Source organism: Pedosphaera parvula Ellin514 (assembly GCF_000172555.1).
GTDB lineage: Bacteria > Verrucomicrobiota > Verrucomicrobiia > Limisphaerales > Pedosphaeraceae > Pedosphaera.
Genome location: NZ_ABOX02000002.1, coordinates 1 through 26,372 on the forward strand (window position 1 = coordinate 1; position 26,372 = coordinate 26,372).

At 54.8% G+C, this 26,372-nt stretch carries 22 protein-coding genes and 1 tRNA gene; 17 read left to right on the plus strand and 6 right to left on the minus strand.

The window, feature by feature from the left end; translation table 11 throughout:
* From CFLAV_RS01355 to CFLAV_RS01370, 3 genes are all read left to right on the plus strand, one after another.
* On the plus strand, positions 1-1,170 hold a 1,170-nt coding region (locus CFLAV_RS01355), incomplete at its 5' end, for a DUF8189 domain-containing protein (RefSeq protein WP_007412783.1).
* 242 nt (positions 1,171-1,412) lie between these two features.
* On the plus strand, positions 1,413-1,814 hold the full coding sequence (locus tag CFLAV_RS01365) for a DUF4259 domain-containing protein (RefSeq protein WP_007412784.1): 402 nt from the start codon (positions 1,413-1,415) through the stop codon (positions 1,812-1,814).
* Between the two features lie 624 nt (positions 1,815-2,438).
* Positions 2,439-2,885: a hypothetical protein gene (locus CFLAV_RS01370; protein WP_007412785.1), complete on the plus strand. Its 447-nt coding sequence runs from the start codon at positions 2,439-2,441 to the stop codon at positions 2,883-2,885.
* 158 nt (positions 2,886-3,043) lie between these two features.
* Here CFLAV_RS01370 and CFLAV_RS01375 read toward each other — a convergent pair whose 3' ends face one another.
* The 3 genes from CFLAV_RS01375 to CFLAV_RS01385 form a co-directional block, all read right to left on the minus strand.
* On the minus strand, positions 3,044-3,598 hold the full coding sequence (locus tag CFLAV_RS01375) for a macro domain-containing protein (protein ID WP_007412787.1): 555 nt from the start codon (positions 3,596-3,598) through the stop codon (positions 3,044-3,046).
* Between the two features lie 364 nt (positions 3,599-3,962).
* Complete coding sequence (locus tag CFLAV_RS01380; RefSeq protein WP_007412788.1) at positions 3,963-5,204, minus strand: Gfo/Idh/MocA family protein; 1,242 nt, start codon at positions 5,202-5,204, stop codon at positions 3,963-3,965.
* A 337-nt stretch (positions 5,205-5,541) separates the two neighbouring features.
* Positions 5,542-6,351: a hypothetical protein gene (locus CFLAV_RS01385; protein ID WP_007412789.1), complete on the minus strand. Its 810-nt coding sequence runs from the start codon at positions 6,349-6,351 to the stop codon at positions 5,542-5,544.
* A gap of 214 nt (positions 6,352-6,565) precedes the next feature.
* On the opposite strand from CFLAV_RS01385, the gene CFLAV_RS01390 reads away from it, so the two are divergent.
* The gene (locus CFLAV_RS01390; RefSeq protein WP_007412790.1) at positions 6,566-7,099 is read left to right on the plus strand and encodes a hypothetical protein; all 534 of its coding nucleotides are present in this window, start codon (positions 6,566-6,568) and stop codon (positions 7,097-7,099) included.
* Between the two features lie 432 nt (positions 7,100-7,531).
* Here CFLAV_RS01390 and CFLAV_RS37305 read toward each other — a convergent pair whose 3' ends face one another.
* Together CFLAV_RS37305 and CFLAV_RS01395 are read right to left on the minus strand one after the other, a co-directional pair.
* The gene (locus CFLAV_RS37305) at positions 7,532-7,819 is read right to left on the minus strand and encodes a Rossmann-fold NAD(P)-binding domain-containing protein (protein ID WP_202796819.1); all 288 of its coding nucleotides are present in this window, start codon (positions 7,817-7,819) and stop codon (positions 7,532-7,534) included.
* Positions 7,816-8,538 carry an NAD-dependent epimerase/dehydratase family protein gene (locus CFLAV_RS01395; RefSeq protein WP_202796820.1) on the minus strand — a complete coding sequence of 241 codons (723 nt, stop codon included), beginning with the start codon at positions 8,536-8,538 and terminating at the stop codon, positions 7,816-7,818. The genes CFLAV_RS37305 and CFLAV_RS01395 overlap by 4 nt, the downstream gene beginning before the upstream one ends.
* A 171-nt stretch (positions 8,539-8,709) precedes the next feature.
* Between CFLAV_RS01395 and CFLAV_RS01400 the strand changes: the two genes are divergently transcribed.
* The 4 genes from CFLAV_RS01400 (at position 8,710) to CFLAV_RS01415 (ending at position 11,686) form a co-directional block, all read left to right on the plus strand.
* Positions 8,710-9,126, plus strand: a complete 417-nt coding sequence (locus CFLAV_RS01400) for a TPR end-of-group domain-containing protein (RefSeq protein WP_150107213.1) — start codon at positions 8,710-8,712, stop codon at positions 9,124-9,126.
* Between the two features lie 41 nt (positions 9,127-9,167).
* Complete coding sequence (gene mtnA, locus CFLAV_RS01405) at positions 9,168-10,271, plus strand: S-methyl-5-thioribose-1-phosphate isomerase (RefSeq protein ID WP_007412795.1); 1,104 nt, start codon at positions 9,168-9,170, stop codon at positions 10,269-10,271.
* Between the two features lie 55 nt (positions 10,272-10,326).
* Positions 10,327-10,401, plus strand: a tRNA-Cys gene (locus tag CFLAV_RS01410).
* A gap of 166 nt (positions 10,402-10,567) precedes the next feature.
* Positions 10,568-11,686: a tyrosine-type recombinase/integrase gene (locus CFLAV_RS01415; RefSeq protein ID WP_007412796.1), complete on the plus strand. Its 1,119-nt coding sequence runs from the start codon at positions 10,568-10,570 to the stop codon at positions 11,684-11,686.
* Positions 11,687-11,841: 155 nt separating this feature from the next.
* Here CFLAV_RS01415 and CFLAV_RS01420 read toward each other — a convergent pair whose 3' ends face one another.
* Positions 11,842-12,216 carry a hypothetical protein gene (locus CFLAV_RS01420; protein WP_007412798.1) on the minus strand — a complete coding sequence of 125 codons (375 nt, stop codon included), beginning with the start codon at positions 12,214-12,216 and terminating at the stop codon, positions 11,842-11,844.
* 378 nt (positions 12,217-12,594) lie between these two features.
* Here CFLAV_RS01420 and CFLAV_RS01430 point away from each other — a divergent pair, with 378 nt between their 5' ends.
* From CFLAV_RS01430 to CFLAV_RS01470, 9 genes are all read left to right on the plus strand, one after another.
* Positions 12,595-12,984 carry an RCC1 domain-containing protein gene (locus CFLAV_RS01430; RefSeq protein WP_007412799.1) on the plus strand — a complete coding sequence of 130 codons (390 nt, stop codon included), beginning with the start codon at positions 12,595-12,597 and terminating at the stop codon, positions 12,982-12,984.
* 310 nt (positions 12,985-13,294) lie between these two features.
* Positions 13,295-14,683: a hypothetical protein gene (locus CFLAV_RS01435; protein ID WP_160164446.1), complete on the plus strand. Its 1,389-nt coding sequence runs from the start codon at positions 13,295-13,297 to the stop codon at positions 14,681-14,683.
* Complete coding sequence (locus CFLAV_RS01440) at positions 14,680-17,295, plus strand: hypothetical protein (RefSeq protein WP_007412801.1); 2,616 nt, start codon at positions 14,680-14,682, stop codon at positions 17,293-17,295. The genes CFLAV_RS01435 and CFLAV_RS01440 overlap by 4 nt, the downstream gene beginning before the upstream one ends.
* 15 nt (positions 17,296-17,310) lie before the next feature.
* A complete protein-coding gene (locus CFLAV_RS01445) occupies positions 17,311-19,320 on the plus strand; it encodes a hypothetical protein (RefSeq protein WP_007412802.1) in 2,010 nt (669 codons plus the stop codon).
* Positions 19,321-19,325: 5 nt separating this feature from the next.
* On the plus strand, positions 19,326-20,909 hold the full coding sequence (locus CFLAV_RS01450; RefSeq protein WP_007412803.1) for a hypothetical protein: 1,584 nt from the start codon (positions 19,326-19,328) through the stop codon (positions 20,907-20,909).
* On the plus strand, positions 20,906-22,249 hold the full coding sequence (locus CFLAV_RS31565; RefSeq protein WP_007412804.1) for an AAA family ATPase: 1,344 nt from the start codon (positions 20,906-20,908) through the stop codon (positions 22,247-22,249). Before CFLAV_RS01450 ends, CFLAV_RS31565 begins: the two co-directional genes overlap by 4 nt.
* 24 nt (positions 22,250-22,273) lie before the next feature.
* Positions 22,274-25,342: a hypothetical protein gene (locus CFLAV_RS01460; RefSeq protein WP_007412805.1), complete on the plus strand. Its 3,069-nt coding sequence runs from the start codon at positions 22,274-22,276 to the stop codon at positions 25,340-25,342.
* A gap of 14 nt (positions 25,343-25,356) precedes the next feature.
* Positions 25,357-25,698: a hypothetical protein gene (locus tag CFLAV_RS01465; protein ID WP_007412806.1), complete on the plus strand. Its 342-nt coding sequence runs from the start codon at positions 25,357-25,359 to the stop codon at positions 25,696-25,698.
* 126 nt (positions 25,699-25,824) lie between these two features.
* On the plus strand, positions 25,825-26,364 hold the full coding sequence (locus CFLAV_RS01470; RefSeq protein ID WP_007412807.1) for a hypothetical protein: 540 nt from the start codon (positions 25,825-25,827) through the stop codon (positions 26,362-26,364).
* The last annotated feature ends 8 nt before the right edge of the window (positions 26,365-26,372 follow it).

Genomic DNA, 26,372 nt, shown 5'->3' on the forward strand with positions numbered 1-26,372 from the left:
AATGCCGCCGCCAAAGGTGTTACGGTCAAGCCTGTTCTTTATACCAGCTCATGCAGCGCCTGCAGCTTCAACAGCAGCGTGTCCGAATGGATTCCATGGATTGCCGATTACAACGGTCAAAGTTCCCAGTCCGGAAGCCCCTGGAGTACGTGCGGTAGTTGCGATGTCTGGAACAAATGGAACGCCTGGCAATACAGTAGCAGCGGCTCAGTTTGCGGGATATCCGGCAGCGTGGATGTGGATGTATTCGACGGGGATTCTGCCTCCTTCGTCTCGACCATGGTGATTGACGGCAACGGCAGCAGTTCCTTCGCTCCCGGACCGGCGGCCGTTTCCTGGGGACCCAATCGCATCGATGTAGTAGTCCGAGGCGGAAACGATGCCATCTATCACAAATATTGGGATGGCTCGAATTGGCAGCCCAGTGGTGGTTTTGAACGACTCAACGGTGTCTCCAGCTACGGGCCGGGAATCGCCTCCTGGGGCGTTAACCGACTGGATGCTTTCTGCGCCGCAACGGATTCGAGTTTGCAACACAAATACTGGAACGGTGCAGGTTGGTTTCCCGATCCACATTGGGAAGACTTGGGCGGCGGTTTGACCTCGAGCCCGGCAGCCGTGTCGTGGGACACCAGTCGTATTGATGTGGTGGCCCGGGGCGGCCAAAATCATATCTACCACAAATACTTCAACAGCAGCACCGGCTGGCTGCCCAGCGGCAGTTTCGAAGATTTAGGCGGCACGGCGGTTGGACAACCGGGGATCTGCTCCTGGTCTCCTGGCCGGCTCGATGTTTTTTATCGGGGCACGGACAATGCCCTTTGGCATATGTACTACACCGGAGGAAACTGGAGCGCACCTCAGAGTTTAGGCGGCACATTAACGTCCGGCCCGGCGGCTTGTTCATGGGGTTCCGGCAGAATTGACGTGGTTGTTCGCGGTGGCCAAAACCACATCTACCATAAATATTACATCACCGGACAAGGCTGGCTGCCTAGTGGCGGTTTTGAAGATTTGGGTGGCAATGCCACTTCCGATCCTGCCATCTCCACCTGGGGTTCAGGACGCCTTGATGTCTTCTGTCGAGGAACTGATAACTCTCTGCAACATACCTATTACAGCAGTGGAAACTGGGCTGGATGGCAGAGTTTGGGTGGAACCTTGCAATAAATTCAGCGTTGATTCATCTGCGTCTTCGGATGCAGCGCATTCCTGCGCAAACTTGGGATATATATACCTGAGTTTGCGCGGGTGCGTTTGAGCCAGGCAACTGGAACTGATGTCGCGCGATTGCTGGCGTGGGTTCCTTTGAGATGGAAACACGAAGCGAACTGGCCTGGCAGAAAAGGCAGGCGAAAGGGTGGCTGCATTCTATTTTCAATTCAAAGACCTTGAGGCCTGGAGATTAAATTATGAGAGCCTGGGATTTTGGACCTTTTGATAATGACACTGCACTCGACTGGCTTTGGGGCCTGGAGGAGGCGTCGGATACATCTGTGATTGCGGCAGCGTTTGAGCGGGTGACGGAGACTGGGGAGGAATATCTGGAGGCGGGCGAATGCTGTGAAGCGATCGCTGCAGCGGAGGTTGTGGCGGCGTTGAAGGGACATCCATTGGCCAAGCTTCCGGAAAGGGTGAAGGATTGGGTGGATGGGCATCAAGATTTAGAGGTGCAGGAATTGGTGCCGACGGCGTTGGCAGTGCGGCAGCGGATTCGGACGAAGTCGGAGCTCAAGGAGCTTTGGGATGAAGGGAAGGGTGCGCCGGAGTGGTATGAGTCGTTGGATGATTTGGTGAGGAGATTGGGCCGTTAAGGAGATGCAAGACATGGAGGAAAAGCGATAGGCGGCTTATCGGCATCGGCTTTATAACATTTCTCAAAATGAATGTCGGAAACGGAGCGAGCTATTGGCCGCCCTCATCGGTTTGGGGGCGTGGGAGTCACCCGAGGCGGCGCGGAGTCCGGGCGCATCTTCCCTCACCCCGCCCTCTCCCATGCGCAAAGGGAGAGGGTGACTACGTCTGGCAGCGCATGGTTGATTGGTCATTATGGCGCGGATTGCCATCACGGGTGGTTTTCTCATCAGAGCACAACCCTTTTTTGACATTCGTTTTGAAATACAGCCTAGGTGGCGATGCTGGCTCTTCGCGGGTGTTGCCAGGCTCGTGAGGAAGAGAGTGTGGATTCGGTGGGGCGAAAACCTCCCTTTGCAGGCTGCGGGTTGGTCCTCCAATGTGAATAAGGTGCCATCCGGGAAATCGCATTTAGCGTCTGTGGTGGCTGAGGAACGGTGGGCAAATTCAAGTGAAGAAAGAGGAGTGTGTGTGCCTTGGCGTGGGCGGTGCCGGTTTGGTAGGCAGCTATTAAGCCCAGCGGCCCTGGTATTAAAGAAGACCCCAAAATGGCTTGGGCTTTCAGGAAGAAAGGAGTTAACGAAATGACGAATTCCACGGAAATCGGGCGGGCAGGGATTGAAACTGCGGAAGAGCAGCAGGTTCATGCAGCACTGGACCAACATTGGATTGCGTCCGCCAAGGGCGACCTGGAAGCAGAGCACGATATTTATCGGGACGATGCCATCTGCGATTATCCTCAATCGGGTGAACGGATTCACGGGCGGCGCAATCTGCAGGCGCTTCGCAGTCATCATCCGGCAAAACCGGCCGGCTTTGCCGTGCTGGGGTTGCACGGGCGGGGCGATCTCTGGGTCACCGAGTACATCATCACCTACACTGATGGTCCAATTTACACGGTTAGCATGATGATATTCCGGGAGGGCAAGGTGGCGCACGAAACGCAATATTTTGGCGAGCCATTTGAAGCGCCTGCCTGGCGGGCTCAATGGGTGGAGCAGACGAGAAGTGAAAAACGACGGCGCAGATGATGATGATGAGTGGGCAGTCCAAATTTTTGGAGGCATCGCCGAGGTGGAAGTGCAAGCGGCCTCCAGATGAAGAACTGGAGCGTTACAGGGAAATTTTTGATGAGTTTTTAGGGGAAGGCCTTATTTGTGTTAAGCCCGTTTATATTGCGGCGGGTACGTTAGTTTTGATTGGCCAGCAACTCTTGCAATGCCTTTTCATAAACCAAAAAGGCTTTATCGTCTTCACGGGTGTAGAGGACGAGGCGGACGAATTCTAATGTGTGCTGTTCTTTTTGGAGGTAGTCGCAAATGGTTTTGAGGGCGATGGGGGCGGCGAGTTTGATTGGATAGACAAACGCGCCGGTGGAGATTGAGGGGAAGGAGATGCTTTTTAGTTTGTGCTCGGTGGCTACTTCGAGGCTGCGGCGGTAGGCGCTGGCGAGGAGTTCAGGTTCGTGTTCATCGCCGCCGCGCCAGACAGGACCGACGGCATGGATAACGTGTTTGGCTTTGAGATTTCCACCGGTGGTGATGACTGCGTCGCCGATGGGACAACCGCCGATGCGCCGGCATTCTTCGTAGATTTGCGGGCCGCCGCGGGTGTGGATGACGCCATCGGTTCCGGAGCCCTTGTTGAGTTTCCAATGGGCGGCGGTGACGACGGCATCGGTTTCCTGGTCGGCGATGTCGCCAGTGATGAGTTCGAAGAGGGTTTTGTGGATGGTGATTTGCATGGCGGTTAAAGGTGGAACACCGGTGAGTGGGGTTGGTTGCGGCGGGAAGTTAGAGTCTCGTTAGTTCGACACGAAGGAACGGTGTGGAATGAATGGGGTTGGAATCGTGACCGCGTCCGCGGATGAACTCGATGGGCTGAGTAGGATCACCGACGGGGTTTGAATTCGGGCGAAGCCTCATTCCACCGATTTAAACGATTGCTGGCGCGTGATACGTGATCCGTGGTCGCGTACGCGGACCAAGCGCCTGGAAGGGATCGGGATCGTGGACGATGTCAGGGCTCGACAGAGTCTCGCCCCACCTTAGATGGCGGCTCGCGCGGGAGATTACATCCTGGAGAGAGATTGACGGTGGATTGCGGTTCTAAATTTTGTATTGGGCGATTTTTAGGAGTTCGCCGTCTTTGAGGGCGGATTGGTGGGCGATGATGCCGGGGACGGTGAGGTTGAGGGCCATGACGATGTCGACGAGGGGCTTGCGGTCTTGCAGGATGGCGGTGACGAATTCGTTCATGAGGTAGCCGTGGGAACCGCCGTGGCTCCCAGGGGAGACGCCGGGTGGGAGTGGTGGACGCTTGAGGTCAGGAAGTGTTTTTTCGAGGCCTTCGTATTTTCCGTAGTAGGAGCCTTTTTGTCCACGGACACGGCCCATTTCTCCGCCGGAGCCGGGGGTATCCCAACTCACAGCCATGCGAGAGGTGCCGCCTTCGCTGGTGCGGAAGAGGGCGACTTCGGTGCCGAAGGAATTTTTGTAACGGTTGTTCGACGGCATCAAATGTTTGACGAGGCTGGGTGTGCCGACGCAGGAGACTTCGGTGAAACTGCCGCCAGTGATGCAATTGTAGTAGGCGTTGGAGTGGGTGGGATACCATTGCGGGGGCAGGCCGACGCGCCATTCATTGTAGGAGGCGATGGGTTCTTCCATGTAGTGATAATATTCGCCTTCGGAGTAGAGGAGTTTGCCCAAGGCGCCGGCATTGTAGAGTTGGCGCATGGCGTAGAGGTCTTCGTGAAAGCAGGAGGTTTCGAACATCATGTATTTGCGGCCGCTGTCCTTGACGGCATGGAAGAGTTGATCAGCTTCCTCCAATGAACCAAATGCTGCGGGTACTGCGCTGGCGACGTGTTTGCCGTGCTTGAGGACTTCGACGCAGTGTTTGACGTGACTGGGTGCGTCGGTCGCGACGAAGACGGCTTCGATTTTATCGTCTTTGACGAGTTCTTCGAGTGAGGGATAAGTTTTTGCGCAGCGGCAGGCCTTGGCGAGGTTGGTGCAGCGGTCGGGGAGAAGGTCGCTGACGGCAACGATTTCAACATTGGGATGATTCTGGAAACCGAAGGCTGCACCGAATTGGCAGACGCCGTAGCCGACAATGCCGACGCGAATTTTGCGATCAGAGATGGGCTGCCAGCCTTTGGAGGCGGTGGGATCGTCGGCGGTTTTTTCGAATCCTTGGATGGGCTTTTGTTGGGCGTGGACGGTTTGTTGGAGGCCGAATGCGGCAGCGCTGGCGAGGGCGCTGGTGCGCCAGAGGAAGTCGCGGCGTGAAACAGAGTTGGAGTTGTTGGGGTGGGCGTCGGTCGATGGAGAAGATGAAGGATTCATAGACGGGATGCGGTAGTGATTGAAGGGATGATGGCAGAATGGATGGATTTTTTCAATTGCGATTGAGTGGTGGGTGAAAGTTCGGAGGTTTGGGAGGCGCAGTTGCGCGATTGCCGTCGAGGGTTGTTGGTGGGACGGATGGGACAATGAGCGCGGCAGAAAAACGCTTAATTCAAGTTAAAGAACTCAAGGGTGCTGAGGTAAAATATGGGTCACGATTTTGCAGCCGGAAGCGTGACGAGGTTCTGGGCTCGACTGGCGGAAGTTTGAGAATGGGAGGATGGGGCAAAGTGGTTTTACCCCATCCAGCGGTCGGAAATATTTTTTGATATCTGATCTATTGGCAGGTGCGGCAGATGATGTGCTCGACGTAGGTGCTGCCGTAGTGGTGGGAATGGACGATCCAGCCGTAGATGCGCTGATCGCCGTTCCAGATGGAACCGTACATGGCTTTTACGGAGCCGTTGACTGTGCCGCTGGTGTCGTAGGAATTGATCGTGATGGTGGAGACATCGCTGGGATAAAAGACTTCATTGGTCATAAGCATGCAACGGACAATGCCGCCGCCGGTTTTGTTGATCCAGCTCCAGCTCAGGTTGGTGTAGTTGGTTCCGTAAGGCGCTCCTGGGGTTCCGTAATTGGAGTAGGAATAATATTGGCCCGTGCTGGGTCCGATATAGTTCATGGCGGCAGGAATGGGTTGCGGGTTGATGAAGTAGGATTTGGTGGTTCCGCTGGGAAGAATGATATCAGGGGCGGAACGGCCATTGAACAATCCGCCGGAACCGCCTCGAGCGTTGGGGTCGATGGTGGGGCGGCTGGTCATGTCGGCGATCCAAACATGGCCGGACTGGCCGTCGACTCCGCCGACGCCCCAGCAGTAGTAATAGGTACGGCCAGCGACGGTGAGGGCTTCCATGCCCTGGAACCTGAGGGATGAATTGTTGCAGGTGGAGTTGGGTTTGTTGTTGATGACAAGACCAAGTTGGTTGCCGGCACCGTCGTAGATGGGGACGGAACTTTTATTGAGGGAGATACATTGGAGGTTGTGGGTGGCGCCGTCGAAGTTGTAATCGTCCGAGGGCGCTGCGGCGTGGAGCAGGGATGCGGTTGCGAGGGAGAGCAGAGTGGTGAGGAGTAATTTCATAGATGGGTCCTACTGATGGATTGGTCAATGATGGGTCAGTTGGTTGTGAAAGGATGAGTCCGGGGGCGTGGGGCGTCAAGCGGTGAAATGGAGTTGGAGTGATTCAGTGGAGGGAGTAACCAAGAGGGAATGCGTTTTTGAGTTGGATGGTAAAGTTTCAGCTAAAAGTTAGTTTTTCGGGAGCATCAATATGCATCCTCACGTCTGATGAGGTATGAGAGCTTTATTAATTTTATTGGGATTGGTGCTGATGGTGGCCTTTGAGGAGGCTTGTCTCGGAGCACGGTTCGAGTACGGGACGAATGTGACTTCGCAGCCGGAGTGGCCGGCGGAATTGAATAAGCTGGTGAATCATCCGGCGCGGTATGCTGGATATTCGATGTTGGGGCATAGTGAGTTTTCTTATCGAGGGGAGGTGAAGATTCTGAATGAGTTGCTGGCGATTTACGGGGGTGTGCCTTTGCCGGAGTTGATTGTTTATTTAACCCCGGAGTTTGAGACGGATCATCCATTGCAGTTGCAGGTGTTGAATCGCGCCAAGCAGGTGCGGGCGTATGTGACGGTGTCGATTGGGTCGATGGCAAAGCTGGAGGAGTTGAAGATTCCGAAGTCCGTCAGCGTGGAGGCGATACCGCCGGCGGGAGTGCGGGTGAAGCCGAATGGGGAGGTGGATGATGCGGAGCAGAAGCGCGTGATGGGGGAAATTGAAGCGTTTGTGAAGCAGCGAAGGAGGGCGGAAAAGGGGTGAGATAATGCAAAGAATTTGCGGAATTTTTCGCGTCTTGGCGTTAGTGGCTGATGGTCAAAGGAAGATATTTGAGGGGATGGACAGCGTATGTCCATCGCCCGGGTGCAGAATGCGACCATGAATAACGGAGAGTATGCAGTTTCACGTATTCAGTCTTTGAAGGGAGTCGGTTGTGTGCGTTGCGTTGCTGATGGGAGCGGATTGGATTTATCCGTTAGCGATTACAGGCTGGATGACCTTGAGCTAACACGAGCTATCTCGAGCTAACACGAGTTAACGGCAGTTAACGGCACTTCTTTTTATTTTTTAGGTCGAATGAAACGTAGGAGTGAGACGCGGGATGACGATCAATTTTTTTTACGATTGCGAGCCAAGAGGTGTCTGCGAGCAGCCGAAGCAAAAGGGAGAAAAATGGACAGATCTGCAAACTATTTATTTTTTGACGTAACCGTGATGGCGGAACCATTGGACGGCGTCGGCGAGGGCCTGGCGGGGAGGAGTTTGAGGGAGACCGAGTTCGCGGATGGCTTTGGCGGGGTTGAAGAACATTTTGTATTGGGCCATGCGAACGCCAGCGAGGGGGGCCTTGGGTGGCTTGCGGGTGAATCGGGATTTGGTTTCGTCGATGTGGGCGGCAAAGAGGGCGAGGGCGTAAGGGACTTGGAACCTGGGAGCGGGAATGCCGGTAATTTCCTGAAGAACGGAGAAGGCTTGTTTCATGGTCCAGTTGCCTTCGGCGTTGCCAAGGATGTAGCGTTCGCCAATGCGGCCTTTTTGGGCGGCGAGAATGTGCCCAACAACGACGTCGTGGACGTGAACCCAGTGAGCCCGGTATCAAGGTAGGCAGGCATCTGGCGATTAAGGAAATCGACGATGACGCGTCCGGTGGGCGTGGGCTTGACGTCGCGCGGGCCGATGGGTGCGCTGGGGTTGACGATGACAACAGGTGCGCCTTGGGCGGCGAGTTCATGGGCAACGACTTCGGCACGCCATTTGGAGAGCTTGTAATGGTTGCTCATCTGGGCTTCGGAAACGGGAGTCGATTCGTCGGTGGGGACGACGGTGCCATTGATTTCCCTGGGCAAGCCGATGCAGCCAACAGTGCTGGTATAAACTATGCGGGAGCAGCCGGCTTCAGCAGCCGTTTGGATGATGTTTCGAGTGCCCTCGACGTTGGCGGCATACATGAGGGCATAGTCTTGAAGCCAGAGATGGTAGCTGGCGGCGACATGAAAACACCAATCGCAGCCGCGCATGGCGGTGGAGTAGGTGGAAGGATCAGAGACATCGCCGGGGACGCGTTCGAAATCAACGCCTTGGAGGCCGCGGAGGTCGGCATTGGGACGCAGCAATGCCTTGACACGATGGCCGTGAGCGACCAATTCGTGGACAAGGTTGGCGCCAATAAAACCAGAGGCGCCGGTGACAAAACAATTCATATTGAGCGTCTAATTACCAAAGGACGTGCAGAAAAGCCTTTGGCGGAGGGGATTAAACGCAGTTCGGAGAGAAGAGGGAACAAAAATATGGTCGCCGAAGCGATTTGGCATGAAAAAAGCGGAGTAAAACTTGACTTAGAGATTGCAGTTGAGAACAATCCAAAGCGTCGTATGCCCGAAAAAAATCTGGTCAAAAAGAAAATGACACGCGAGGAGGAGAAGGAACTCGATGTGAAGATCAGTTTCATGGAGGGCGTGGTGAGGCGGGATCCCGGGTACGTGGAGGCACTGCAGATTTTGGGGGATGATTACACGCGCCGTGGGAAGTTTGTGGCTGGCTTGAGGGTGGATGAACAATTGGCGCAACTTCGCCCAAGCGATGCCTTGATCCATTATAATCTGGCCTGCAGCTATACGTTGACGGGAAATTATAACCAGGCAGTGGCGGCGTTGGAACGCGCATTGAACCTGGGTTATCGGGACTTTAAATGGCTTTCACAGGACCCGGACTTAAGCGAATTGCGGCAACATCCGCTTTACAAAAACATTCGTGCGACGGTCCGGAAGCTGAAGGGGCAACAAAAGTAATCACCGTTGAGTTATCGGGAAGGCGCAATTAATTTCATCTCATGAACGTTACAGTTCGCGGGCGCACCAATCATTATCGCACAGTAGCCTTTGATACAGCAAAGAACTCGGTTTTGTTGATCGAGCAGAGATTGCTGCCGCATCAGTTCGAGGTGATTGGCACAAGGGATTTCAAGGAAACCGCGAAGGCGATAACGGATATGATCGTGCGGGGAGCGGGGGCGATCGGAGCGACGGCAGCGTATGGCCTGGCGCAAGGAGCGCGGGCGTTTCGCGGGAAGGATTTGAAAAAGTTTGAGCGGCATGTCGAGATCGTTTATCACACGCTGAAATCGGCGCGGCCAACGGCGGTGGATCCGGTCAATGCGATGAATGATGTTCGCGCTACGATGAACTCCGGGGAAACGGTGGAAGAACAACAGGCCCTGGCGTTGGCGGCGGCGGAAGAGTTTGCGAATCACGACGTGCAGCATTGTGAAGAAATTGGGAAGCATGGGGCGAAGTTGATCCGATCGGGAATGAAGGTGTTGACGCACTGTAATGCGGGTTGGCTGGCGTTTGTGGACATCGGAAGCGCGACAGCCCCGATGTATGCGGCGCAGGCGGAGGGGAAGAAGTTTCACGTGTTCTGCGATGAAACGCGGCCGCGTTCGCAAGGGGCAACACTGACGGCGTGGGAATTGGCGCAGCAGGGAATCTCGCATCAAATTATTGCTGACAATGCGGCTGGGCATTTGATGCAGCGCGGGCACATCGACATGGTGATTGTGGGGAGCGATCGGACTTTGGGGCGCACAGGGGAGGTGGCGAATAAGATCGGTACGTACACAAAGGCGGTGCTTGCGAAGAGGCATGGGATTCCATTTTACGTAGCGATTCCGCTTTCGACAATTGATTGGGATATGAAGTCAGGTTTTGACATCCCGATCGAAGAGCGGCACGAGAGTGAAGTGCTGGGAGCCTGGGGCATCACGGGGAAGGGCAAACGCGAATATGTTCGAGTGGCGAATCCGGGGAGTGGTGCCTTTAATGCGGGATTTGACGTGACGCCAGCGGAGTTGATCACGGGCATCATCACGCCGGCCGGGGTTTTCAAACCGAAGGAGTTGTGGGGCAGGCGTAAGCAGTTGGGATTTATTGGTTGAAGTGAAAGTAAAGACTTGCGCCTTGGCGAGTCTCAATTAATCTTTACGAAGTTGTGGCGGGGTAGCCAAGTGGTAAGGCAGGGCTCTGCAAAAGCCTTATGCGTCGGTTCAATTCCGACCCTCGCCTCCACCCAATTTCATTGGGGTTTTGGAGGAAAAATCACCAAAGTGTGTGTGGAACTGTGAGTAAAAAGTTAATCCGGACACCCTCCAGGTTAATCCAACTTTATCGGTCCACTCTCCTTTAACGCGGCGGAATCGACCCGGGTTATGCTCACTTGAAACTGAGATGACCAATGAAAGCACGGTTCCGTTTATATCGACGCGACAAGCAAACCAAAGGGAAGGGTGGCGTTTACTACCTGGAGGACGTGGAGACCGGCAGGCGCACGAGCCTGCAGACCACCGACGCCATGACGGCCGAGCGGTTGCTGCATGCGCACCGCGAGGCCCATCTCCAGCCCGCCATTAACCTGCAGATCGCCCGCACCTATGTTGTGGCCAGTGACCCCGCCATGGTCAGCCGCAACTGGCAGGAGGTGATGCAGTCCATCGTCGCCACCAAAACCGGGGAAACCAAGAACCGATGGGACTCGGTGGCCAAGGACAAGGCGCTGGCGCTCCTCTGGAAGAAACCCTTGATGGAGACCCGTGCCGAACATTTCCTGGATGCCCTGCTCAAGGGGACCGTCTCAACGAATGTCTACCTGCGCCGACTGCACAATTTCGCCCTGGACATGAACTGGCTCCTGGCCCCGGTGCTGGTGAAAAAGAAATGGCCCAAGCCGGTTTATGGCGAAAAGCGAGCCATCACCTGGGACGAACACCAAAAGATCATCCAGCGGGAAATCAACCCCGAGCGCCGCGCCTTCTATTCCATGGCCTGGCATACCGGAGCTTCCCAATCTGATCTCGCCCACTTGCATGCGGAGGACATCGATTGGTCGAAAAAGATCATCAGCTACGAACGCATGAAACTTGGGGGCAGGGGAAAGCTGCCACCCCAGGTTTCCATCGGCCCCGCCTTGGAGCAGTTGCTTAAAAACCTGCCCGCAAAGGGTTATCTATTTCCTTATCTGCAGACAGTGCGGGCAGGGGACCGGGCGACCGAATTCAAACAACGGTGCGAGGGGTTGAACATCGTTGGCGTGACCCTTCACTCCTATCGCTACAGTTGGGCCGAAAGGGCCAAGAAGGCGGGTTACCCGGAACGCTGGGCGCAGGTCAATTTGGGGCATAACAGCAAGGCGATGGCGCGGTATTATTCCAAGGGCGCTGAGTTAGTTCTGCCGTCGCTGGAGACTTGGAAAGCCGATCCCGGGAAGATCGTGGCGGTGGAGTTCAAATCCGTCCCGGCCGGCGAGTCCAGTTCTACACCTGCGCCGTCACCATCTGTCGAGGCTCAATGCCAATGAAAACACTGGCTGGAGAAAGTTGATGTAGCAGCGTCGCATTTCCTGCCCAACCCCTCTGAATCTCAGTTGGGTTAGCAGGAAATGCGACTTTTTCAGACCATAGGAAGCTGCTGGATGAGACAGAGCAATACCAACCAACACCTCCGCAGGGTTCATCAGGAACTGGTCACCACTGGAACGTGGGCAATGCCCAAGGACATCGCCTCTTCGGTTGGCAAAACGCTGTCGCCGTGCCCTTGTTTTTTCTTGGAGTTCTTCTGTTGCCAATGACGGCTCAGGTGACGGTTGATACGATCCAACCACTTTACATCCTGCATTTTTTCCTTCAGCTCACAGGTTGCAAAAAGCTTGACCCCGTTCTTTGGTGGGTCCCCCAAGGGTTTGAGAAAGCCGCCCTCCACCAGGATGGGAATGTGTTCAGGACGACGACCCAAAAGGGCGGCTGTTTGTTCAGGGTTTAGGCAGGCAGGCAGTTGCTTCAAATTGAGAAAGGAAGCCTCCGTAGGGGAAATGAGATGACTATTGCTCATAATAAGAATTATGTAGGAGGAAAATAAATGTGATTAAAAACGATTCTGCTCTCAAACGATTCCATTTTCTACCAGAGGTTCCGAGTTCGGATTCGCCTTTTTGACTGCCCTCAATAATTCCTCAGCTTGCGTCTGGGAGAGGTGACCTGTTGCTGAGCATTTTTGAATCCGCTGGACCAGGACTTCGAAAACATGCCTGTCAATTTTAGGGACAGGCAGAGGAGAATCCTTCCGGCACAGGACGCTGATCCGTCCCTGAGAAATTCCGGTCATTAACGAAACCTCTTCCAAGGTCATGCCATCGACCAAACGCAACTGCTTTATCAGTTTCAAGAGCTCTGCTGTTACCTTGCGGTGCGACAACCCAATGTTCCTCCGATGAAGTTGTTGGCGTTGCTCAGGAGACAAGCTTGCTGGCATTGGAACGTGTTTCCAGGCAGCTTCCACAGCCTGTTTCTCAAGAGCGACGGCAGCCTGTGGGCGACAGGCGGAAATTATTATGGTGAGCTAAGGGATGGAACTTACACTGTGAACGCTCCCTACGGTATCAATCAGCCCGAGCAGATTGTGGGGAGCAACGTCACCTCGATCGCCAGTGGAGCTTTTCACAGCCTGTTTCTGATGAACGATGGCAGCTTATGGGGCATGGGTCTTAACCAAAATGGCGAGTTGGGCGGCGATGTTTACAACGAGGGTAGCCCCTTTGTTCAAAGGGAGCAGATGGCTTGCGCCCTCGCCGAAATATGCAACCGCAACATAGGCCTTTGAACCAGCGGTCTTCTTTGCTGCTGCGCTAATGTAAGGCACAACTCGAGACGCCAGCCACAGAACCGGATCACGAGTAACGTAAACTTTCGTCTCTCTTAGCTTTCTCGGCTGAGGCGCAATCGTTATAGGCAAGGAATGGACAAGGAGCTAAAAGATAGTTTGACAAAAGGAAAAATCGAGAGATGAATACCCGAGTTATCTGGGATGTCTTTCGTGGCCGCTTCTAATGCCAGGCAGTTCGTGTGGATTGCGGGGTCTTTTACGCGTTTTTCACATAGTGCAGATTGGCTAAGAGGAAGGTTAACCAGAGGTGCAGAAACCGGGAACCCAAGGGATGTGGGAAATGCTGAAGGCGCAAAAGGTAATTTGGCGGGATGACGATCCATTATCTGCTAATCATTTTTGGGCATTGGAAGAGTGGGTGGAGGATGGTCTCGCGGTTGGTTGGCAAGCGTTCGACGGAGGCGGCCTTATCACGGCCGCTGGAGAATCTGCCATCAATGAAGTCCCGCTTGTATCCGAGCCCAACCCTGACGGCCAGGACTCGGTTGAGTTGATCATCGGTCCGTTTCGCGCCGTGACGGCCTCTGGCCGCGTTTTATTTAACCGAACCCGTCGCAAGGTAAACCTCTCACTGGCTGGCTGGCGGGACAATGCAGAGTGGAATCTGGTTCATGTGTTCCACCCCGAGCCCGGCTCCGCGCAGCCCAAGGAAATGCCCCCCGGCACCAAGGGATTGCCGGCCTGCTATTGGCCTGACCTGGCGGTCACCACCGACCCCGCCAAGTCTCCCCACACTTTTGCAATTGGAAGAATCAAAAGAGAGGCAGAGCGTTGGAAAACAGACGATTCGTTCATCCCTGGTTGCATGTTTGTGGGCAGTTGTTCCCGTTTTCAGCACAAATGCGAGAACGCCGTCCAAGGGATGAGCAAGTCAGTGGACTCCCTGTCAAAAGCGCTCCCCAAGATGATTGAAAATGAATGCCAGGACCGCACCGCCCAATCACGTAAAAGAACGGTACTGACGCAATTGATCCTTTCACGTTTTCATGCCACCCGTTTTGCCGGCACTCTGGATCGCCATGCCACCCGTCAATTTATCGATGCCGCCAGGCTTTTTCTGACCGGTGTGCGCCGGGATACAAGCGAATTGATACCCAACCTGCTTAACAGCGTAAACTGGCGGAATAACGGCGAACTTGCGGCGCCAACTGAATCAGACCTTGCCCCGTTAAGTGAGGCCTTGAACCAGCAGGCAAGTGCCTTTCAGGCATTAGTCAGGCAACTGGCAGATGTGCCGGATCTGGCACCTACAGAAATCGGGCATACCATCCAAATCAGGGATTCCACGCTTCCGACGTTCTGGATTCTGGAGATTAAACTAAATGACTCCATTGGTGAGCTTATGGGGGATGGCTCCCTGGTTATCGGGCTTAGCTTCGCGGAAATCATCGCCAGCCCAAATTGGTGGGTGAAGGCCCATCCCACGGAAGTGTCGTTTGAGCAGATTCCTGACGCTTTCAGGTTTGTGTTGGAACAGGTCAAACCAATGAATGGAGGTCCACCTTACCAATTCACATTTTCGGATCGGGGCAAGATACTGAAGTCGAAGGACCTAACCAGCAAAAGACTCACCGTTTTTGTACGCGCCAAGCCTTGCCAGCCAACTTACATCGAAAGGAAAGAACTTGTAGTATGAGCCAAACCAACAATGTCGTCGTGACTCAAGTCGGGAAGGAATTTCAACAAGATGGGGAGGACTTGAGGAAGGAACTTGAAGAAAGAAAGCCAAAAAGCCCGATCCAGCCTTGTTCCCATCAAATGTTTGTTAAGCTGCGCCGGTATTTCGACCAACTGGATGCCCATACGGGCACGCGCCAAATTGCCCCGGCCATTCAAGCCGATCTCTGTGTTGACCTGGAAATTTGGATTAACCTGCTCAAAACTTCGGATTCACTGACGTCCCTGGTGGCGGACCTCGCGCTCTCGAGCACCCGCGGTTTTAGTATTCGCATCAACAATCGCGAGCTTTATACGGAATGGGCGGAGGAGCGCAAGCAAACCAACCTCTCCGCCATCGAGCGCCATACTCACGAAACGGCGAACCAACTTGTCTCATTGACCGGGGCTTCGGGCGATGAAGACTACACCCTTTCCACCAAGGAGTTCCTGCTGCATATCATGTGCAAGCCCTTATTGAACGAGGACATCTACGCCTTTGACCTTCAGGCCCTCGACCCGAGCACGCCCTTGACCGCCACCGACCTCTTGCACCTGTGCCTGTGGCGCGAGCGTCGTCGTGCGCGAATGCCACAACAATCCTCTACCGCCAGTGTGCCGGCCGCGCGTTTGGAATTACAGGAATTGTCGCGCACCGACGCCCGGGGAATCTCCTCCACCACTACGATCATTGACCGTGACACGGATTCCATCCCGTTCCCCATCGAGGCCACGCTCCTGCATTGGGTTAACCAGCCAAAGGCCGATCTCGACCTCAGGAAATTTGCCGCGCACTTGTTCAAACAATGGCAGTGGCTGGAGGATTCCCCCGCCCGAATTCGCAAACAGCCGGACAGTGTACTGCCCTCCCTCAAGCTGATGGAAAACGAATATAAAGTGGCATCGCCGGTGGACGGGTATAATGTGCTTTCGCCCGTGGATTTCCTGGCCATTGGAAGCACTCGCATCGGGAAGACCAGCTTTTTTTATTCAATCTACAAATCGTTACAACCTAGTGCACGCGAAAGCTCGGTCTTGCTACACCGGCAAATCCAGTTTGAGCCCAATACGTTGCATTATGTCAACAAGATAGAAAAGACCCTGGAGCAAGGTGGAAATTCCGATACTCCCGGCCAGGAACAACTCGACGCCAAATTCACTTATTTGCGCAATCCTCCCGCCAACTTGGACCTCGGGGCCAAGGAGATTGTCATTCCACTCCGCATCACCGATTACAAAGGCGGGGATGCCGAACTTGAGGACGCAAGACCAAATAAGGATTTGGTGGCCTTGCTAACAAAAACCCAGATCCTTTGGTTCATGTTGGATGACCGTTACCTGAAGGATTACACTTCCGCGCCAGGCAACGACGGCAAACTGATTGAGCCAATTAACGCGGACAGGATAGGTGCCTGGTACCGGGTTTTGCTCAATAGGTTCGGAACCAAGAGTTCAGCAAAAGGGTCCAAAGTCCCGGTGGCTCTGGTGATCAATAAGGCGGATAAGATTCTTGGCCCTGACGTCTATCTTGCCACTACCCCTGAGGAATTGAAGTTGTTGCCGGATAATTTCAGCCTGGAGGAACTGGCGAAGTCAAAGTCCAACGCGGTTGACTGCATACTCGATTGTTTGCGCCGAAACCCGGTCGTGAACTGCAACCGTGAGGTGCAGAAAAGGCTCTGGGAGCTTTTCAATAGTTTGCGCCCCTTCCTGGAAGCGGTCATTCAGAAGGCGAGTCATTTCCAGGTCTTCCTCACTTCGGCGAATCAGGAGCTGGCCAAAAAGAGCTACGATCCGAAGATGCCGCTCAAAGTCGCCGAATGGAGCATGCAAATAATGCGACCGGCGTACGAGCTCAAGCTGCAACAGTATTTGACCGAATCGTTGGAGAAGGCGTACGGACAGTTGACCGAAGTCAAGAACCAGGTTTCCGTTATCAACGCACATTTGGAAAAGGCAAAGGCTTTGCTGGAGGAAGTGGATTTGCTCTCAAAGACCATCGACAAGGAAAAACAAGAACCAAAATTCATGCGAAAAATGAAAACTGTGTTCGAAAGTGACCATAAGGCTCAAAAGGAAACGAAAGAAAAGGAGCTCGGCAACTTGCTCGATCAAATGGCTGTGAACCTGTATGAGGCCCACTGCCGCCTGGAACAGGAAGAACACGAGGACGGAGCCGAGGATTTGGGAATGTCATTGGCGGAATTGACGCTGCCGCTCGACTCCAGACCATCGGTGGCCAACACAGATCAAAATTCGAGCCCACCCAAAGTGGAGGGAAGAAAACAGAGGGACCGTATTCTTGATTCCAAGAAGAATCCGAAACAACGGATCGACTTGGCCGGCGACTGGAGAGATGATTTACTCAAAAGTGCCGGGGAGCGCATCGTGGCACTGGGAAACCTGGCGGAGCCGCTCGCAGCGCTGCAAGGACGTCTCGTTGAGACGCCGCCAGGAAACGAGGTCCTGAAACTGCCACTGCCGCCCGGGGTGGACAGCGATGCCGAGATGAAAAACTATAAAAAAGAGTTAAGCACTGCACTAGGTATCAAATTCACCAATGAGACGAAGTATCTTGTTTTAAAAAGCTAGGTCTTGATACCGGTCATGAGGAAATTCCCATCGCGCATCTATGGTCGATTGACCCAAGGTCCTGATTTCCAAAAAATGCAGGAGTCAGCGTTGCGGTTTCCGGAAACTCTGGACACCGAGGCTTCCAAGCTGTTGCTGAACTGCTTTGGTTCGAAGCCAATTGATGTCCGCATCGGTGACTGGGAGTGTGGACATTGGGCTTCGCGCGAACAGAAAGAGATGTTCCTGGTTTGGAAGGTGGTGATGGTGGCGAAAGCCGATCAACCGGCGCGTTTGGTCATCGCCCTGACAGAGGACGATTACCAGGCATTCAACTTCGATCCGTTCGCAGTGGAGGCCGGCGGTTTTTTTGAGTTTGCCGCGAGCTTCATTGAAAATCCGCAACATAATGTTCAGTGTCCGCCGGCCACAGGGAAGCTTCCCCCAGCGCGCTCCGATCTCTCCCTCTCATCAGAGGAAAAGGAGATGATCGCACGCATCGTTACGCCGTTGTTGAAGGGCCAATCCCAAATCCTCAAGCTGCCGTCCGCCGATGCCCAGGTAAGGCGATTGATGGAACTGGCGTTCGCCGCCTTGCCCGGGGAAAAAAGAAAGGCCTGCACGCTTTTTACCTTTGCTTTCTGTAATGGCTCCGACCTCGACTGGGCCAAGCCCGCATTGGCTGCGGTTTGCTTGAGGCAGCGAGACCCAACGGCCTGGAAACTGGATTTGCCTACAACTCCGTTGGAGGATGCGCGGCAACTGGTGGAGCAATTATACGCCCGCGGGGCGGCGACGGAAATGCCGGCCGCTGTTGCAGCCCAGCCGAAGCCATCCCCGACCATAACGGCTGCCACCAAACCCAGCGAACCCGCGGCTGTCCGGGGCGACATCATCCGGTCGAATGAGCTGAAGGCCCTGGACCTGAAGATTAGCCAGCTTATTTCCGCCAACAAAACTCTGCAGGGCGATGTTGGGATTCTCGACCAGAAAATTGCCGACTTAGATAGGATGTCTCGAAACCCGCGAGACAATGACCGGCTCGAAGACCTGGCCAGGTCCATCAAACGTCTGGAGGAGGCGTTGGCGACCATGAAAACTTCGGCTTCCCAGCCCCCGGCGGGAAAGAAGGAACCCGCAACCGGCAAGACGGCCCAATTGCAGCATGATTTGGACGCCCTTATTACGGAGTTCAAGAAACTTGAGGACTCGGTTGCAGGCCTGAAAACAGAAAGGCAGAAGCCGGTTTACGCCAAGCCCAGGCTTGGGACGTATTGGTGGACAGCAGCAGCCGCTGTGGTTGTGACCGCCGGCCTGTCCAAGTTTGTTCCTGTGCCCATTCCCAATAAATTACAAGCTGACGTAAAGGACGCTGCAAAAAGCGCCCGCGAAGCGAAGTCACATCAGGAAAACGCCCATACGTATGCTCAGCACGCAGCCAACTATGCCGCGAACGCATCGAACGAAGTACATGGTTTGGATACGAGGATCAGCAATGCTTGGCAGACAGACAATACCCGCTTGCAGAGCCTCAAAACTTGGTTGACTTCGGTTGAACCGCTGACGAACCAAGTGGTTGAAGCTGTTAGCAAGGCCAACAACGCAGCCTTCACAGCCGCTAATCGAGTATCGGAAGCGAGGAGCTACAGCGAAACCGCAAAAGAGGATATGGAAGGGGCTCGGGAAGCTTACCAGGACGTAGTCAAAGCGCTCGCTTCCTCCAACAACATTCAGCAATCCGACAAACTTAAAACCCTGAAAGGGATTTCCAAGCGTCTGAACAATCGCTGCAAAGAATGCAAGCATCTTTTAGACAAGCATAAAAAAAGCAAGAACAACCAAGATGCTGATGCTGCCCAACAAGAACTAGGTGGGATTAAAGAGCAGCTGAAGAGCGTTGATGATGATGATCTCAAAAAGGCCTCGTCCAGTATTGAAGAGCATAAGACAGTGGACTTTAGTGACGTAGTTTCCAAGCTGGAGCAGTTGGAAGAGAGGTTGGACAATCTCACCCCTAAACTCATCGACATGATTCCTAATCCTTAACCCACGTGATAACCACGGCCTTCCATCTTGTTCTGCGCCCACCGACGGGGAATTCGGTGAAATTCCCGCAGGGCGGCTGGTTCGCCTGGCGGACCTCATTGGACCTGCAAAACGATCCGGATGTCAAAAAGTGCTGGGAAGGCCCGGATCAAGACGAGCCTGCGCAGGCATGCCAGGGGAACAGGGCGTACAGGCGATATACATGTCCTCAGCCCGGATCCCTTTTTGACGAAGTTTCAAACTGGATTTGGTTTGTGCGCCCGGGCAGCTTCGATTTTCCAAACTCAATTGCCCTGTCCTTCCAGGAAGACAAATCGGTTTGGCGTCTTGATCCGGCGTGGACCAATCACCTGCAGCTTGCCTCGGGAGGGCTCTACAAGCTAGCGCCCCAAGCGGAGGCTGGTGGGATTCAGGATGAGGCGACGTTTGAGTTCGCGATGCAGGATCTACCTGGAAATGCAGCCGGCTGGATATCCCCGCTTCACCTCCGCTGCGAGTGCAACCAGAAAGAGCCGGCCAACCAGGGAAGCGGACAAAACAAATTTTGGCAGCACGTATTGAAGAATGACGACGCCATTCTCGATCTGGTGCCGGAATTTCCAAGTGCGGACAATTTGCGCGTACAATTCTATTTGGAGGCGGCGCGGCAATTGCGTGGAGCTAGGTCGGCATCGGCCGTTCAGCGGCTGGTATTTGGTCCAAACGCCGACGAGCCGAATCCCCTGTGGTTTCTCATCCTGGATGGCTTGAATGGTGAATTTCGACTGGAAGGCTTCCCGGCCACGGCGGATTCGGCTGAACCCAAATGGATTTGGTTGCAAACAGGTAGGCTGACGTTTTTTCAGGAATGGCTGGCTGGTTTCGCCTGCAGAAAGGCCGGCCTGGATTGCCGTCCCAGCGACGCTTCGGAAAGTCAACGTTCTGTCCCGCCCAATAATTTCAAGAACGTTCGCGAAGTTTTTGCCGGCAGGAAATCCATTACCCTCCTAGAGAGCGAACTGACTTGGAAAAGGCTTGGGATGCTCCTGGAGGATGAGAAAACCAAGGATGATAAAAGAATCACATGGCAACAATGCCTGGCCGATTCGGCCAATGCCGCCAATATGGACGTGGAATCAGCGATCGATGGCTTTCTTTCCCTGCCGGGGCGCGGGACGGAAAAATCGATTGTCCCGGGGGAGGTAGCCTGTTTTCTTTCTGCGCGTCATGTTCTGCCCCGCTCGCCGGTGCGCGTCGTGCTGCCGTCTGTACCAGCTTGTCTCCAGGACATGGACCGGGATGATTGGGAGAAAAATGTAACGGAAGCCGGCTTATTAGACTTGGTGAAATCAGTTCCCTGGCCGGAACAGGACTGGCCAGCCGGCCTAGTGGCCCCGGTCGAAGATCGCGATGAGCCGTTTTCCTGGAACGCGTTGTCAACCGGGTGGCATTGGCAATTTCATGATGCCCTCTACCAGAAGCCATTTGCCACTCGCCTGGAGCGCTGGGAATACCGTCCCCGCTGCGTGTTGGGAAAAACCCCCATCAAATCCTTTCGTCTGGGCACCAGGCGCCCGGGCCAGCAAGTTTACCAATTTGACCTGCCATGACCACCCCGATTTCAAAATCCATGAGCCCGCAGGAATTTCTCCAAAGCCTGAGAGGAAAGGTGGAGGGATTGCGCGAACCCTTTACCTGGGCACATATAACTCGCCTGTGCCTGGCCTTGGCCAAGAGAGATAGCAGTTACCGGCAGGAACCGCTGCTTCCAGTGCTCGGGAGCGAATTGGAGCGCCGGGTTTTGACCAAGGTTGGCGCGGAACCAATCGAGTCTGGTTTCAATATCACCCAAATTGCGGAGATCGGCAGCGGCTTGAGGGAATACGAGCGAGACGGCGGTGCCCCGGAACAAATGCAGGATCGCTTCCTTCGCTGGATCGCTTCAGGTGAAGCCTCTCCTGTGGATTGGACGCTCCCTTTGGTAAGAGATCTTTTCGCCGAGAACCGCCTGGGGGTAGGGCATTTCGATGGTACCCAGGCTTGGCCCTCAAAGACCATCGCCCCAGCCCGGACGAGCACAGAGCCCGAACGGCACTGGCAGGAGGAACTCGATGCGCTGGTCGGCCTCGAAGAGGTGAAGTCCGAAGTGCGGCGGTTGCACAAATATTTGATGGTTGAGCGCTGGCATCAGCAGGACGGCACGCCTACCCAGAGGATTGCCCTGCACCAGATTTTTCACGGCAATCCCGGCACGGGCAAGACCAGTGTCGCGCGCATCCTTGCCCGGATCTATCGTGAATTTGGTTTCCTGTCCAAGGGCGAACTCGTGGAAACGGATCGCGCCGGGCTGGTTGGCTCCGTAATTGGAGCGACCGAAGCCAAGACGGAGGAAATCATCCGCAAATCGCGTGGCAGCGTCCTGTTCATTGACGAGGCCTACAGCCTCGCGACGGACAGCCAGCAGGATTTTGGTCAACGGGCCATTGATACCCTCGTCAAGGCCATGGAAGACATGCGCGGGAACCTGGTGGTGATCGTGGCCGGTTATCGCAAGGAAATGGAACGTTTTCTGGGCGCCAACCCGGGATTGGCCTCCCGTTTCAATCGCAACCTGGACTTCCCGGATTACTCCAACGAGGAACTGGTTGAAATCTTTCGCCGATTCGCGGCGGAACGCCGTTTTGTCATGGAAGATGAGGCAGCCACCCGCGTCATCAGCGCCCTCGTCGAACGCCGCCAGCGCCTGGAGGAGCGCTTTGGCAATGCCCGCGACGTGCGGACACTCTGGGAAATCAGCCTAATGCGCCAGGCCGAGCGAATTTACGACCAGTGGAAGGCCCGCGGTTTTTCGGAGCAAACCCTGGCCAAACTGACCAAGGAAGAACGCCTCCGCGCGTCCCAGGAGGAAATCAACCGCCTGCAGGGAGATGATATCCCCGACAGGTTTTGAAGCTAACCCAAAACCCCAAATCCTATGCCCACACTCAATAATTCCCTAAGGCACATCGGCGTGCTCGGCAAGTTCTCGCTTTCCCGCCCTGACAACAGACGGGTTGTAATCCCCAACGAAATGAACCGCGAGGTCGCCTTCAAGGCAATCGGTTTCGAACTGGTCTACGGCCGGAAGACGACCGTGATCAATGGAAAATTCATGGGAACCTTTGGCATCAGCGCGCCCGCCTCGGCGCTGCCGGAGTGGAACAAAACCATTTCCCTGGCTGACGCAAAACCGTTGATCGCCGCATTTGAGAAGGGGGGCGATGCGCGCCAAATCGGTGGCTCCTTGTTCAAGGATTTGCTGGATCACTTGGATGGCCTGCGTCCGTATTGGAATCCCAAGTTCGACCAGGCCCTAACGTTGGCGGCGCTCTACTGGAGCCAGGCCCAACTGGAAGGCCAGCCGGGTGTGACGGGAGACGTCCTGCGGGAAGCTTTGTTTGCGCCGGAAATCAACCGCCCTTTGCTCGCCTGGATGCGTGATCCCTCCCCTCCGCCCATGGAAGATAGGCTAAAATCGCTCCAGGAGATCTTCGGAAAACGTCCCGAGCTAAAGCCTATTTCAAAAGAGTTGGCGGACGGGATGGGAAAGATGCTCACCACATTCGCGGGCAGGATGTCCCTCGATGCCATCCGTGCCAAGGATGTGAACGGTGAAATCCAGGCATGTTTGCTGCCCGACCAGTCCATCGATGATTTGTTTCGGGATTACACGGGCCACGCCAACGAAGTGTATCGCCTGGTGTGTTGCGAACCGCTTCTGGCGTTCATCATTGTCTGGTTTTTCGGAAAAGTGGCGGGAAAGGAAACCACCGAACAAGGTATCGCCCCGAAATTGCACGCCCAGTTGTACGCCGGCAAGACGGGCATCGCCATCCTGCCTGCGGAAAAAAGGAAGGAAGACCAGCAAACCTACGAGCAGGAAAAAGAGGAACTGGCAAGGCAATTTGCGGAAAGCCACGCTGGGGAGGAAGGAAGATCGCTGATCAAGTTCTACCAGGCCTTGAGCCGCCGCGGGACATTAAAGACGGAGTTAGCTCGAAATCCGAAACAGGAGTACACTGCCGATGATCTCAAGAAGGCCGCCTTGGAACGGTTTGACCGGCTGAAAGCCTGGGGGATCAAGGAAGGTCACGACATCTTCCTGGAAATGAGTCGGCTCATTGAGGAGATTCGCGAGGGGTACCGGCCATTTGAAGATCTCTACGGGAATGAGGCCCTCACTTACGATACGCTGGCGGGGACTGCCAAGGAGGCCAAGGGCAGCGCCCATAAACTGTGGGGTACGGTATTGGCGGGGCTCAATCGCGACCTCAAAGGTGTCGAATTGGCGGACGCGTTCCGGGCCGCCTACAACAAGGGGTGGGCGACCGTGGAGGACGCCGCGCTCAGCGCCGGCATCGACCAACGCAAAGACGCCATCATCCGGCAATTCACACGCGCCCGGGAGCACTATGCCCGGTCGCTGGACACTATTAGTCCCGGCATGACGCTTGTGGTCGCCGGCTCCATTGTCGGGATACCCGATCCCAAACTGGAACAGAAACAGGTCTCGGCCCCAAAGACACAGGGGCAATCAGCCGCGGCGACCTTGACGCAAACCGTCAGCGTCGCCAGCGTGGAAAAACCAAAAGCGTCCGCGGAAGTTTCATCTCCTCAAGAACCAGCCGGGTCGGCCACACCTCCCTCGTCGACGGACGCGGAGCAGGAGGCCAGGTCCAGGCAGGCTTACGAGGACTTGATCGGTGGCTACTCCCCGGAACAACTGCGAGCTCAACCGGACAGGGCTGCGGCCATCCAGGAAGTCGTCAGCGATCGGGCCGATTTCGACAACCTGCGCACGAACATCGTCAACGCGCTGGCCGAGAAAGGCGCCACCTTGGCGCCGGAGCGCGGCAACCTGCGAGCCCTGTTGTTTGCGGAGATGTTGCTGGGAGCTAAACCGGAAATGTCGCCCTTGGGCCAATATGATACCAGCTTGAGTGTGCCCATCCTGCTGGAAATGGTTACGGCCATTGGCGCTGTGCCGGGTTGGGAATCACCTGATAAACGGCAATTGATGGCGCAACCGGGTGAACAACTGGACTGCGGTGTCAAGGGAGTCGCGCTGCACGAAATTTACCCTCTTCCCAAGGATGCAGACTTAGCCAAGGCGGAGCTGACTGAGCGTGTGAAGTATTGGCAGGACCTTGCCTTTAGCCTGATGGACGCCAAGGATTACCTGGTGGAAGTGACGCAGGTCCAGCGGCTCATCGAAATGCATAAGGGGAAAAAGGGAAGCCGCATCACGGTCTTCAATGAGACTCTGGCGGACCACGTTTCGGACCAGGCAACAGGCTCCTTGGCTTGTGTATCCAAATATGATTCGAGGAATCCCAATAATTGCGAGGAACCGCCCGCCTATTTGTGGCTCACCAAGGAAGCGCATGCCCACCACGATGGGGCCTTGGCGAAGCTCAACTCGGATACAGATACGGTTATTGCCGGCATTGTGCAGGCAGGTAAAAAATCCACCTTCTGCGCCTCCTATCCCATTTACTTTGTTAATCCACCACCACCGGACGCGAAGAATGTTCCGTCACTCCTGGTCGCGACGCTGTCGAGTTCCGTTGACGGCGCGCCTTGGGACCCGGTTGATTTGCTGTGCTACCTATCGGGCATGGAATTGGTCGAACTCATGGAATTGAAGAAGGACGTGACCCCTAAAATTCAGAAGTTATTCGGTGTTACTTTACTCAGCTCCACGCAAAAGGATTCCTATTACGCGGCGCTCGCACCATTACTGGTAGGATCGCACTTGCTGGAAAGCCGGATTCTTACAGCAGGAATGTTTGATCGTCTAGAAGGGGGCGCACCCATTCCAGGACCTGTGGTGCAGGCCGCAGTTTCATGCCAGCCAAGAGCAGAGTTAGTCACCGCGGGGTATCGGCAGAATGGCGTAGCATTTGATTCGATCGATCAGGTCAACCTCCAGAACATTCAATGGCAGGCTGCCAATAAAATTTACCCCCTCAACAAGTTGCAACGTATTTGGCCAACAATCTAAAACTAACACAACCTATGCCTTACAATTTCAATCATAAAAACGCCAGAATCAACGACGCGCCGATAGTCGGTTGGTACCTAGCCTTGCCGTTCTCCTTCAGCAATCCCGACGGAAACGGGTATCGAAGCGCTGTGGCTTACTATCAGCGCCTTGTCTTTGTGGTGGAGTTCAGCATGGACCAAGCCAGTACCGAGGCGTTCAGCACCTGGACCAAAGAAGACCTGCGTGAATCTGGAAGCATCCAGATCACGCCTGCCAATTCGGGCGGCGCTACGCTTGACTTGACCGGGGTTAATCTTGAACCTTCATTTGCACAACACACGGTTCAATCTGCGAAGACCATCCTTTGGTTTTAGCGGCATCGGCGCAGGCACTACCGTGGCTTTTACGCCAAAAGTGGAGTCCTTTCTGTCTGGGGAAAGAGCGACCCCCAAAATTATGCGTGGAATGGTTGTTTAGAGGACAGCAAGAACAATAAAATCATGCTGCTTTCACATGCGTACTTGAAATGGAACAAACAAAAATACTTTGAGGAGGTGCAGTTTGCCGGTCCGGCAAGAGCTTCGGATGGCGACAAGAATCAGGCGGGATCGCTGTTTAAGCGGGTGTCAGAGGCTTTCGCGCCCACAACTTTGGATGGCGCGGGCCAAACGGCACAGCCCGGTAGTCCTATCAACCAAATCATTTTGAACGACGGACGCCGGTCCAGTCGTAAAGACGTCGTGTTTTTTGGCGCTACTGTCGAAGGCGGGAATCAGGTGGCAGAGGCTTGTGGCGCCATCTGGCTTGCCCAGGGGGCATTTCTCCATCTAGGAACGGAATCCTTGCGAGACTTGGCGAAAAGCGCCTATGACAGGTCCTTCCCTTACGACCGGTTGCTTGGTCACCAATCGCTCCGGGACACCATGTCCTTTGGTAAAAAAGAATCAAAACTTCAAGCCGATGAAGCTGTATTCGAAGGCCTCAGCGCCTGGAAGTTGGGAGCGCCCAGCCAGCAAGGCGTTCCCCCAGCCTTGATGTAACATCCCGG